A 12,349-nucleotide genomic window follows, 5' to 3' on the forward strand; every position below is an offset into this window, starting at 1 on the left:
GATGGACATGAAAGTATTTGTTACAGGCGCCACCGGCTGGGTGGGTTCGGCCATCATCACTGAATTGCTGGACGCCGGCCATGAGGTATTGGGACTGGCTCGCCGCGTGGAGGGCGCGGAGACGCTGGCCCGGCGCGGCATCGCCGTGCATCGCGGCGAATTGTCGGACACGGAGAGCATGGCGGCCGGCGCGCGCTCGTGCGATGGTGTGATCCACACTGCCTTTATCCATGACTTCAAAGACTTCCACGCCGCTGGCGAAACCGATCGTGCCGCCATTGCGGCCATGGGCGAAGCACTGGCCGGCACCGGCAAGCCGCTGATCACCACCTCCGGCAGCGCCTTGCTCAAGCATGGCGTGATCGGCACGGAAGATGACGGCCCGGATCGCGGCGGCCCGGCACAGCACCGCACGGCGTCGGAGGAACTGACGCTGGCGCTGGCCGCGCGCGGCGTGCGCTCCTCACTGGTGCGTTTGCCGCCGTCCGTCCACGGCGAAGGCGACTACGGCTTTGCACCGCGCCTGGTCGATATCGCGCGCGCCAACGGCGTGTCGGCGTACATCGGCGCCGGCGAAAACCGCTGGCCTGCCGTACACCGCTTCGACGCGGCGCGGCTGTACCGGCTGGTGCTGGAGCACGGCCTGGCGGGCAAGCGGTATCACGCCATCGCGGAACAAGGCATCGCCACGCGCGAGATCGCGGCAACGATCGGCAAAGGCTTGCATTTGCCGGTGGTGAGCATATCGGCAGCGGAGGCTCCCGAGCACTTTGGCTTCCTGGCGCGATTCTTTGCCGCTGACTGCCCTGCCTCCAACACGCAGACGCAGCGACAACTGGGGTGGACGCCTACCGGACCGGGACTGATCGAAGATCTGGAGCCGCACTACTTCCGAGGCCAAGCAGTGCGGCCGCCACTTGCGCGATGACTGGCGCCCAGCCGCCATCGCGCGGCTGACGGAACAGCCGCATGGTGGGATACCACGGCGTGTCGTCGCGATCCGTCATCCAGCGCCAGTCGCAGCGATAGTCGGGCAGCAGCAGCCAGCACGGCTTGCCCAGTGCACCGGCCAGATGCGCCACGGCCGTGTCCACGCTGATCACCAGATCGAGATTGGCGATGACTGCGGCGGTCTCCGCAAAGTCGGCGAGCAATGCGCCGACCGGTTGCAGCTCCATCCCCGCTGGAGGCAATAACGCCTCCTCCTCGCCCGCTCCCTTTTGCAGGCTGACGAAATGTACCGGCGCCGAGGCCAGCGGCGCGAGTGAGAGCAGCGATGGCAGCGAACGGTCGGCATCGTTCTCGAAGTTGCTGTTGCCACGCCACGCAAGGCCGACGCGCAAGCCTTGCGGTGGCAGCACCCCGCGCCAATGCCCAACCAGCTCCGGCTGCGATTGCAGATACGGCACGACCGCGGGAATGGTCTCCATCGTGGTGCCGAACAAGCCCGGCAAGCGCATGGGCCGCGTCCAGTAATCCCATCCGCCGGACAGCGCTTCGCCCAGCGCATGCACACGGCCCACGCCCGGCAGCGTGGCGAACAAGCGCTGCAAGGCCGGATGGCACACCACATCCACCCGCGCCGCGCCGCGTGCCTTGAGCAGCGGGGCGTAGCGGCAGAAGTGAATCATGTCGCCATGTCCGGCCTCCAGCCCGATCACGATAGACTTGCCAGCCAGCGGCTCGCCTTCCCAGAAAGCGCAATCGAAGGACAGCGGAAAACGGTCGAACTGCCAGCGCGCTTCCAGCATGCGCCAGCCTTCTTCCAACCGCGCCTGCCGCAGCAGCAGGTAACTGAGATTGAAGCGCGCCCGCGCATGGCCCGGCTCCAGCGCCAACGCGCGCCGATAGCAAGCCTCGCCCTCTTCTTCGCGATGCGTGCATACCAGCAGTACGCCTAGCTGGCTCCATGCCGCCGGCTCGTCCGGCGCCAGCGTCACCGCCGTCCGCATCGCCGCCTCCGATTCGGCAAAACGCTTTTCCTTCAACAGCAGCGCCCCAAGATTCCGCTGCAACTGCGCGTGGTCCGGCATCAGCGCAATCGCCTGTCGGTAATGGAACTCCGCCTCCGCCGCAGCGCCCTGTTGCTCCTTTAGATATCCCAGATTCGCTCGTGCCGCGGCATGCCAGGGTTGCGCATCCAGCACTTGCAGATAACAGGCCTCGGCCCCGACAAAGTCGCCAGCGGCCATGCGGTGATTGGCATCGAAATAAAGCTGCTGAGGGTCGGTCGTCATCGATGAAGAAAATCCGCCAGCTGCGATTCCGGCAGCGGCTTGCTGTACAAATAGCCTTGATAATAATGGCAGCCCTCTGCCATGACAAACGAAAGCTGCTCCGGCGTTTCAACGCCTTCCGCCAGTATCGACATCCCCAGCGTTTTACCCAGGCCGACGATCATGCGCACGATGGCGGCACCATGACCTTCCTTCAACGCGTCCCAGATAAAGGAGCGGTCGATCTTCAGCTGCGACAGCGGCAGCCGGTGCAGATAGGAGAGCGACGAATAGCCGGTACCAAAATCGTCCACCGCAAAGCGCACGCCCAGCTCGCGCAGGCGCAGCATCTTCTGGATGGCACTCTCCACATCATTGAGCAGCAGGCTCTCGGTCAGCTCCAGCCGCAGGCGGTCCGGCCGCGCGCCGGTTTGCTTCAGTACAGCCATCACCTGTTCGACAAAATCCGGACGATGGAACTGGACCGCGCTGACATTCACCGACATGTCCAGCGCCGCGGTGCGCTCGTCGCCAGCCCAACGCGCCAACAAGCCACAAGCCTCGATCAGCACCCAGCAGCCAAGCCGCAGGATCATATTGGTCTCTTCCGCCACCGGAATGAATTCCGCCGGCGACACCATTCCACGCTGCGGATGGCGCCAGCGCACCAGCGCCTCCACGCCCGACAGCTCGCCGCCGATACTGGCCAACGGTTGGTAATGAAGCTCGAACTCCTTGTTGACAAGGGCTCGCCTCAGGTCCGTCTCCAGCTCCGCGCGCGCCGACACCCGCGCTTCCATCGCCGGATCGAAGAAGGATACGTTGTTGCGGCCCGCAGCCTTGGCCTGGTACATCGCCAGGTCGGCCCGTTTCAATATATCGTCAATGCTGACATTCTCGCGCCCGAACAAGGCAACGCCGATACTGGGTGTGCTGTAATGCTCGACACCTTCGACATCGAAAGGCGCGTGAAATGCTTGCAGCAGCTTGGCGGCGATGTCCCGCGCCAGCGCCGCCGCATCGGTTCCCAGCTCCTCCAGCAGCACCACGAATTCATCGCCGCCGAAGCGCGCCACGGTATCGCAACCGCGCACCGCATCGTTCAGGCGATCCGCCACCTGTTGCAACAGCAGGTCGCCCTTGTCGTGGCCGCGCGTGTCGTTGATGCTTTTGAAGTGATCCAGATCGATGAACAGCACCGCGCCCGGGCGGCCGTTGCGCCGGCTCAGTGACAGCGCATGCCCAAGACGATCCAGCAGCAGCTGCCGATTCGGCAGGCCTGTCAGCTTGTCGTAGAAGGCGAGGCGGTGATTCTCCGCCTCCCTGGCCCGGCGTTCGCTGATGTCGCGAAAGTAGATCGTCAGGCCCTCTTCCGATGGATAGGCACGGATCTCGGTCCACAGGTCGAGCGGCGCGTAGTGCTCCTCGAACGTCACCGCCGTATTGGTTTCCACTGCCTTGTGATAAGCGCGATAATAAGGTCCGCCTACCGACTCCGGAAATACCTCCCAAAGATTACGCCCAAGTACGTCCTCGCGCTTAACCTTGGTCAGGCGCTCCGCATTGCCGTTCATGTAGCGGATTTCCCAATCATGGCCCAGCATCAGCACCGCATCGGAGATGCTCTCCAGCGTGGCGGTCAACGCTGCCGCCCGCAAGGCCTGCGTATGCGATTTGATTGGTCCTTGCATGGTAAAAGCCGCCACTGTGGTGATCAATACCCAGTATGCGCCCGGCTTGCGCCGGGGTCAAACGATTGCTTAAACCACCCGGGCACGTTCCAGCATGGCGTGCAGCAGGACGTTACAGCCAGCTTCCAGATGTTCGGCCTTGGCATCCTCGATTTCATTGTGGCTGATGCCATCCTTGCAGGGCACGAAAATCATGCCGGCTGGCGCCAGGCGGGCGGCATAGATCGCGTCATGTCCTGCGCCGGAGACCACGTCCATCGTGGAGTATCCCAGCTTGGCGGTGGCGCTGCGCACCGCATCCACGCACTCGGGATGGAAGGGGCATGGCGGATAGTAGGACACGCGCTCGATCGAAATCTTCAAGCCCGTTTCGCCACGGGTCTTGTCGATAAAGGCCAGCATCTCCTCGTGCATGGTGTTGAGCAGCTCATCGTTCACGTTGCGCAGATCGATGCTGAATTTGACTTCGCCCGGAATCACATTGCGGCTGTTGGGGAACACCTGCACCATGCCGACCGTGCCGCGGCCATACGGTGGATAGCGGTTGGCGATGGCCACCACTTCCTGCATGATGCGGGTGGAGACTTGCAGCGCGTCCTTCCGCAAATGCATCGGCGTTGGACCGGCGTGCGCCTCCATTCCGGTGACCACGCAGTCATACCACGAAAGGCCCATCACGGCCGGCACCACGCCAATCACCTTGTCGGCATCTTCCAGCACCGGACCTTGTTCGATGTGTGTTTCGAAGTAGGCGCCGATCGGATGATCGCCGGGCACTTGCGGGCCCTTGTAGCCGATGCGTTCCAGTTCTTCGCCGACCGACTTGCCTTCGACGTCACGCGCCGCATAGGCGGTTTCCAGGCTGAATGCGCCACAGAATACGCCGGAGCCCATCATCACCGGCACGAAGCGCGAGCCCTCCTCGTTGGTCCAAAAAGCGACTTCAATCGGCGCTTCGGTTTTGATCTTGAGGTCATTCAGCGTGCGTACCACTTCCAGCCCGGCCAGCACGCCGTAATTGCCGTCGAATTTGCCGCCGGTGGGCTGAGTGTCGATATGGCTGCCGGTCATCACCGGCGGCAGCGCGTTGTTGGTGCCATCGCGACGCATGAAGACGTTGCCGATCTGGTCGATCGTAATCGACATGCCGGCTTCCTTGCCCCAACTGACCACCAGGTCGCGCCCCTGTTTATCGAGATCGGTCAGCGCCAGGCGCTTGACGCCGCCCTTCTCCGTTGCGCCGATTTTCGCCAGTTCCATCAGCGAGGCCCACAGGCGCTCTCCGTTGATTTTCATGTGAAGCTCCTTAACGCGCCGACGTTGCCTTGAACGCCGGACGATTGATGTAGCGGCCAGCGCCCTCCACCGCCATCAGCACGCCGCGGTGAAACACGACATTGCCGGCGGCCAGCGTGGTGCTGGGAATGCCACGGACAGTGCGGCCTTCAAACACATTGAAGCCGCCCTTGGCAAACTGCGTCAGCGCGGAGATGGTGCGCGTGCCTTCCGGGTCCCACACCACCACATCCGCATCCGCACCAGGCGCGATCACGCCTTTGCGTGGATAGATGTTGAAGATCTGCGCCGCATTGGTCGATGTGACTTTGACGAACTCCGATGGCGTCAGCATGCCGCTGTTCACACCTGCGTCCCAGATGACGGACATGCGGTCTTCCACCCCGCCGCAGCCGTTCGGAATCCTGGTGAAGTCGTCCTTGCCGGCCGCCTTCTGCTCGGCGCAGAAAGTACAATGGTCGGTGGCCGTGGTGTGCAGGTTCCCGCCTTGCAGCCCTTGCCACAGCGCCTTCTGGTGATGCTTGCTGCGGAACGGAGGGCTCATCACGTGACCGGCCGCGAATTCCAGGTCATCGCTGTGATACACGCTGTCGTCCACGATCAGATGGCCGGCCAGTGCCTCGCCATACACACGCTGCCCATGCGCGCGGGCGCGGGCGATAGCCTCCAGCGACTCCTCGCACGAGACGTGCACGATGTACAGGGGCGTATGCATCACATTGGCGATGGCGATCGCACGGTTGGCCGCTTCCGCCTCCACTTCCGGCGGGCGTGAAAGCGGATGCGAACTTGGTCCGGTCAGGCCGCGCTTGAGAAGATCCTGCTGCAACTGGAAAACCAGCTCGCCGTTTTCCGCATGCACCGTCGGCATCGCGCCCAGATCAAGGCAGCGGCGGAAGCTTTTCACCAGCGTTTCATCATCCGCCATGATGGCGTTCTTGTATGCCATGAAGTGCTTGAAGCTATTGACGCCATGATCCTTCACCAGGATGCCCATGTCGCGGTGCACCGTGTCGTCCCACCACGTAATCGCCACGTGAAAGGTGTAGTCGCCGGCAGACTTCTTCGCCCACTCGCGCCACTGGTGATAGGCCTCGATCAGGTTCTGCTTCGGCGCAGGAATCACGAAATCGATGATGGTGGTGGTGCCGCCGGCCAGCCCCGCGGCGGTGCCGGTGTAGAAATCATCCTGCGTCACCGTGCCCATGAACGGCAGGTTCATGTGCGTGTGCGGATCGATCCCGCCCGGCATCACGTATTGGCCGCCGGCGTCGATCACCTTGGCGCCGGCCGGTATTTCCAGGTTCTCGCCGACCGCGATGATCTTGTCGCCGTCGCACAGCACGTCGGCACGAAAGGCGCGATCGGCATTGACGACAGTGCCGCCACGGATGATTGTCTTCATAAGCGTCTCCTTATGGGTGAGCCGGCGCGCGCACGGCGGACACGGTCTTCCCTTTCATCATAACCCCATACACCACGGCCGAAATGGCGATGCCAACGAACCATGCATAGGTATAAATCGTTTTAAACGTTTCCGACACGTCCGGGAAGGACGCCGGGAAGGCGGCATTCAGGAAGCCTGGAATATTCGGCAGCACGCCGATTACGAAGGCCGCGATGGCCGCCATGTTCCAGCCCTTGCCATACGAGTACTGGCCGTCTTCGCGATACAGGTCGCTGACGTTCAACTCCGTCTTGCGCACCATATAGTAGTCCACAATCAGCACGCCGGCGATAGGACCGAGCAGCGCCGAGTAGCCGATCAGCCAGGTGAAGATGTAGCCTTGGGTGGATTCCAGTATCTTCCACGGCATCATGAGGATGGCGATGCCCGCAGTGATGTAGCCGCCGGTCTTGTAGCTGATGCTCTTCGGCGCCAGCGCCGAGAAGTCGTAGGCCGGGCCGACCAGATTGGCGGCCAGATTCACCGACACGGTATCGATCAACAGAATCAGCAAAGCCACCAGCACCGCCGCGCCGGTCATGCGGCTGGACAGGTCGACCGGGTCCCAGATCGCCTTGCCGTACAAGACCACCGTGGCCGAGGTGACGATCACCGCCAGCGCCGCCAGCAATCCCATAGGCACAGGCAGGCCGACCGTCTGGCCGATCACCTGGTCGCGCTGGGTCTTGGCAAAGCGGGTGAAGTCAGGAATATTCAACGCCAGCGTGGCCCAGAAGCCCACCATGGCCGTCAGCGAAGGCCAGAACGTCGACCAGAACTGGCCAGCCTTTTTGCCGCCCTCCACGAACTGCGAAGGAGCCGACAGCAGCTCGCCAAAGCCGCCCGCCTTGTTGTGCACCCACGCCAGCAGCACGAAGCAGATCACGATCTTCAACGGCGCGGTGTAGGTCTCCAGCTTGCGGATCGCATCCATGCCGTGCACGATGTAGTAGAACTGGATGGCCCAGAAAGCCAGGAAGCAAAGCAGCTGGCCGCCGTTGATGCCGAGGCCTGCGATCTTGTCGCCGCCGATATCGCCGCCCGCCATCACGCCCAGCAAGGTGTAGATCATCGAGCCGCCGAACCAGGTTTGAATCCCGTACCATCCGCAAGCGACGATGGCGCGCATCAGCGCCGGCAAGCGCGCGCCGGACGTCCCGAAGGAAGCACGCGCCAGCACCGCGTACGGAATGCCGTACTTGGTGCCGGCGTGGCCGATCAACAGCATCGGCAGCAGCACGATGGCATTGGCAAGGAACACCGTCAGAACCGCCTGGTAACCCGACATGCCGCCCTCGATCAAGCTGGCCGACAAGGTGTAGGCCGGAATGCACATCACCATGCCGACCCACAGTGCCGAGAAGTGATACCAGCGCCAGGTACGCTGTGCCTCAGTGGTCGGCGCGAGGTCTTCGTTCCAGAGTTGCGTGCTGCCAGACGATTCATTGCTCAAGGCGTTCTCCCTAAAGGTTTAGTGTCCCTTTTTTATTGCAATTTCCGTACCTAAGCCGTTTCAGCCACCTTGATGTTTTCCGCGCGCGGATTGCGTGGGTCCTGCGTCCAGTTCATGTATGGCTTGCCGGTATCCTGCGGCACCATGGTGATGCAGCCCTGCACCGGACAGGTGATCTCGCACAGATTACACCCAACGCATTCCTCTTTGTTGACTTCATAAGTGCGCGCGCCAGTGGCGGCATCGATCAGTTGATTGATCGACTGATGCGATGTATCTTCGCAAGCCACGTAGCAGCGGCCGCACTTGATGCACTCATCCTGATTGATTTGCGCGATGACCTGATAGTTCATGTTCAGGTATTTCCAATCGGTGGTGTTGGGTACCGCCTTGCCCTGGAAATCGCTGATGCGCTGATAGCCCTTCTGGTCCATCCAACGCGACAGGCCGTCCTTCATCTCTTCAACGATGCGGAAACCATGCAGCATGGCGGCGGTGCAAACCTGCACGCAGCCCGATCCCAGTGCCATGAACTCCGCCGCGTCGCGCCAATTGCCGATACCACCGATGCCGGAAATCGGCAGGCCGGCGGTCTGCGGATCGCGCGCGATCTCAGCCACCATGTTGAGCGCAATCGGCTTCACCGCCGAACCGCAATAGCCGCCGTGCGTGCTGGCGCCGCCCACAATGGGAAACGCCACCATCTGGTCCAGGTCCAGGTGCGTGATGGAGTTGATGGTATTGATCAGCGAGACCGCATCCGCGCCACCCGCCTTGGCAGCGCGCGCCGGCGCCCGCACATCGGTGATGTTGGGCGTGAGCTTGACGATGACAGGCAGCCTGGTGTTCTGCTTGCACCAGCGCGTGACCATCTCCACGTACTCCGGCACCTGTCCCACCGCCGCGCCCATGCCGCGTTCCGGCATGCCGTGCGGGCAGCCGAAATTCAGTTCGATGCCATCGGCGCCGGTGGCTTCCACCAGCGGCAAGATGTCGGCCCACAGCCGCTCCTCGCATGGCAGCATCAGCGACACAATGATCACGCGGTCCGGCCAATCCTTCTTCACCTGCGTAATCTCTTGCAGGTTGATCGCCAGCGAGCGGTCGGTAATCAACTCGATGTTGTTGAAGCCGAGGACTTCGCGGTTCTTGCCGTAGTGGGCCGAATAGCGCGACGACACGTTGACGGCGGCAGGATCTTCGCCCAGCGTCTTCCACACCACGCCGCCCCATCCCGCTTCAAATGCGCGCACCACGTTGTAGGCCTTGTCCGTGGGCGGCGCGGAGGCCAGCCAGAACGGATTGATGGACTTGATGCCGCAGAATTCTATGCTCAGGTCAGCCATTATGCAGCCTCCTTCAGACCGTTGATATCGGCATGGATGGCGTGCGCCGCCAGCTTGCCATGTTGGACCGCTTGCACGGTCAGATCCTGCCCGGGCGCCACACAGTCGCCGCCGGCGTAGATGCGCGGCAGGACTGTGCGGAACTGATCGTCGACGTGGATTTTGTCGCCGTCGCGTTTCAGCGTTTTCGCCAGCGGATCGCTGATGCTCGTTTCGTCCATGCTCTGGCCGATGGCCTTGAAGATGGCGTCCGCCGCAATCTCGAAGGTCTCGCCGGTGCCGGACAGGCGGCCGTTCACCACCGCTGTTTTTTCAAAGCGCATGCCGCGCACGCGGCCCGTGTCGTCCAGCAGCACCTGCTGCGGCTGTGCCCAGGTGCGCATGCGGACCTGATTTTCCTTTGCGATGTGCTGCTCATGTCCGGTCGCGCTCATGGCTTCGAAGCCGCGACGATAGACCAGCGTGACCTCCTCCGCACCGAGGCGCTGGATTTGCACCGCCATGTCAATCGCCGTGTTGCCGGCGCCGATGACGATGGCGCGCGATGGCACCGGCAACTGGCTCAGATCATCCGACTGGCGCAGCGCGGCGATGTAGTCGACGGCGGCCAGCAGGCCTGGAGCATCCTCGCCGGTCAGGCCCATTTGCTTGCTGGCGCCGAGGCCGAGGCCAAGGAACACAGCATCGTAATTGGCGTGCAGCTGTTTCAGTTGCACGTTCACGCCCAGCGCCTGTCCATGCTTGATGGTGATGCCGCCGATTTGCAGCAGGAACTCGACTTCCTTCTGCGCGAAGTTGTCGGTCAGCTTGTACTTGGCGATGCCGTATTCATTCAGGCCGCCGGATTTCTCTTTCGCTTCGTAGATCACCACCTCGTTGCCCAGCATGGCGAGGCGGTGGGCGCAGGACAGGCCCGCGGGACCGGCGCCAACGACCGCGATCTTCTTGCCGGTGGAGGGACCGCGCTTGAAGGGATGCTGCTCGAACCGCATGTTATCGATGGCATAGCGTTGCAGCAGGCCGATTTTCACCGGCTGGCCTTCGGCATCATGATTGCGCACGCAGGCGTCTTCGCACAGGATTTCGGTCGGACAGACGCGTGAGCAGCTGCCGCCCAAAATATTTTGCTTGAGGATGCCGGCGGCGGCGCCGTTGATATTTTCATCGTGGATGTTGCGGATAAAACTGGCCACATCGATCTCCGATGGGCAGATGCGCGTGCACGGCGCATCGTAGCAATACAGGCAGCGCGAACTTTCAATCGCAGCCTGCCGCGCGCTCAATGCCGGCGCCAGGTCAGTGAAGTGTTTCGCCAGTGATTCATTGGCTTCCTTCGATTTCGGCAGGTAGCTTAGCGATTCGAGAATCATGATTTTCCTCAGTAGGTTATTTCATCTGTGGGAATGCAAATTCTGCGCCAGCACTGGCGGTATTCGGCCAGCGCTGCATCACCGCTTTGTGGCGCGTGTAGAAGCGCACGCCTTCCGGACCATAGGCGTGATGATCGCCGAACAGACTGCGCTTCCAGCCGCCGAAACTATTGAACGCCATCGGCACCGGCAGCGGCACATTCACGCCCACCATGCCGACCTGGATCTGCCGCACAAACTCACGCGCCACGCCGCCGTCGCGCGTGTAGATCGCCACGCCATTGCCATACTCGTTGCGGTTGATAAGCTCCACCGCGCTGCCCACGTCCGGCGCGCGCAGCATGCACAACACCGGGCCGAAAATCTCTTCCTTGTAGATCGTCATATCCGGCGTGACGTGATCGAACAAGGTGCCGCCGATGAAGAAGCCGTTCTCGCGTCCGACCACTTTGTGATTGCGGCCATCGACCACCAGCTTCGCGCCCTGCTCCACGCCCTCGCCGATCAAGCGCTCTATGCGCTGCTTGGCCGCGCTGGTGACGACAGGTCCCATTTCGGCATCGGCCGCCATGCCGTCGCGCACTTTCAGTGCGGCGGTGCGCTTTGCCAGTGCATCGACAATTTTATCGCCCGCATCGCCCACCGCGACGACCACCGAGATCGCCATGCAGCGTTCACCGGCGGAACCGAAGGCAGCGCCCATCAACGCGTCGACCGTCATCTCCATGTCGGCATCCGGCATCACCACCATGTGATTTTTCGCGCCGCCCAGGGCCTGTACGCGCTTGCCCGCCGCGCAGCCGCGCGAGTAAATGTATTCCGCGATCGGCGTCGAGCCGACAAAGCTCACCGCCTGCACCACCGGATGATCGAGCAGCGCATCGACCGTCACCTTATCGCCTTGTACGACATTGAACACGCCATCCGGCAGGCCGGCTTCTTTCAGCAGGCGCGCATGCAGCAGCGACGGCGACGGATCGCGTTCGGAAGGCTTCAGCACAAAGGTATTGCCGCATGCGAGTGCGACCGGGAACATCCACATCGGCACCATCACCGGGAAATTGAACGGCGTGATGCCCGCTACCACGCCCAGCGCCTGCCGCATCGACCACGCATCGATGCCGCGCGAGATCTGGTCGGTGAATTCACCTTTCAGCATCTGCGGGATGCCGACCGCGAACTCCACCATCTCGATGCCGCGTGCCACTTCGCCCTGCGCGTCGGCGAAGGTCTTGCCATGTTCGCGCGTGATCATGGCCGCGAATTCATCGGTGTGCTGCTGGCACAGTTGCAGGTACTTGAACAGCACGCGCGCGCGCGTCAGCGGCGGCGTGGCGGACCACGACGGGAATGCTTTCTCAGCCGCGCGCACGGCGGCATCCACCTCCTCCGCCGTGCCGAGTGCCACTCTGGCTACCGGTTCGCCCAATGCGGGATTGAACACGTCTGCATGGCGGCCGCTTTGCGTATCGATGGTAACGCCGTTGATGTAATGGGTGATGGTATCCATGATGCTCTTTCAAATAAGCG

9 protein-coding genes are annotated in these 12,349 nt (G+C 62.4%); 1 reads left to right on the plus strand and 8 read right to left on the minus strand.

What is annotated here, in order from left to right; translation table 11 throughout:
• Positions 1-7 precede the first annotated feature (7 nt).
• The gene (locus GM676_RS06535) at positions 8-928 is read left to right on the plus strand and encodes an SDR family oxidoreductase (RefSeq protein WP_155462624.1); all 921 of its coding nucleotides are present in this window, start codon (positions 8-10) and stop codon (positions 926-928) included.
• On the opposite strand, the gene GM676_RS06540 is transcribed toward GM676_RS06535, so the two are convergent.
• The 8 genes from GM676_RS06540 to GM676_RS06575 are packed head-to-tail and all read right to left on the minus strand — an operon-like array spanning position 849 to position 12,329.
• Positions 849-2,237, minus strand: a complete 1,389-nt coding sequence (locus GM676_RS06540; RefSeq protein ID WP_155462625.1) for a tetratricopeptide repeat protein — start codon at positions 2,235-2,237, stop codon at positions 849-851. The two genes, GM676_RS06535 and GM676_RS06540, sit on opposite strands and share 80 nt — an antisense overlap.
• Positions 2,234-3,934, minus strand: a complete 1,701-nt coding sequence (locus GM676_RS06545) for a putative bifunctional diguanylate cyclase/phosphodiesterase (RefSeq protein ID WP_229262566.1) — start codon at positions 3,932-3,934, stop codon at positions 2,234-2,236. The genes GM676_RS06540 and GM676_RS06545 overlap by 4 nt, the downstream gene beginning before the upstream one ends.
• Before the next feature lie 42 nt (positions 3,935-3,976).
• A complete protein-coding gene (locus tag GM676_RS06550; RefSeq protein WP_155462626.1) occupies positions 3,977-5,203 on the minus strand; it encodes a Zn-dependent hydrolase in 1,227 nt (408 codons plus the stop codon).
• Between the two features lie 10 nt (positions 5,204-5,213).
• Positions 5,214-6,608 carry a dihydropyrimidinase gene (hydA, locus tag GM676_RS06555; RefSeq protein ID WP_155462627.1) on the minus strand — a complete coding sequence of 465 codons (1,395 nt, stop codon included), beginning with the start codon at positions 6,606-6,608 and terminating at the stop codon, positions 5,214-5,216.
• 10 nt (positions 6,609-6,618) lie between these two features.
• Positions 6,619-8,103, minus strand: coding sequence for an NCS1 family nucleobase:cation symporter-1 (locus GM676_RS06560; protein ID WP_155462628.1), 1,485 nt, complete (start codon positions 8,101-8,103; stop codon positions 6,619-6,621).
• A gap of 50 nt (positions 8,104-8,153) precedes the next feature.
• The gene (preA, locus tag GM676_RS06565; RefSeq protein ID WP_155462629.1) at positions 8,154-9,449 is read right to left on the minus strand and encodes an NAD-dependent dihydropyrimidine dehydrogenase subunit PreA; all 1,296 of its coding nucleotides are present in this window, start codon (positions 9,447-9,449) and stop codon (positions 8,154-8,156) included.
• Positions 9,449-10,819 carry an NAD(P)-dependent oxidoreductase gene (locus GM676_RS06570; RefSeq protein ID WP_155462630.1) on the minus strand — a complete coding sequence of 457 codons (1,371 nt, stop codon included), beginning with the start codon at positions 10,817-10,819 and terminating at the stop codon, positions 9,449-9,451. Before GM676_RS06570 ends, preA begins: the two co-directional genes overlap by 1 nt.
• Before the next feature lie 16 nt (positions 10,820-10,835).
• On the minus strand, positions 10,836-12,329 hold the full coding sequence (locus GM676_RS06575) for a CoA-acylating methylmalonate-semialdehyde dehydrogenase (protein ID WP_155462631.1): 1,494 nt from the start codon (positions 12,327-12,329) through the stop codon (positions 10,836-10,838).
• Positions 12,330-12,349: the final 20 nt, after the last annotated feature.

It is taken from the genome of Duganella radicis (genome assembly GCF_009720825.1).
GTDB classification, from domain to species: Bacteria; Pseudomonadota; Gammaproteobacteria; order Burkholderiales; family Burkholderiaceae_D; genus Rugamonas; species Rugamonas radicis.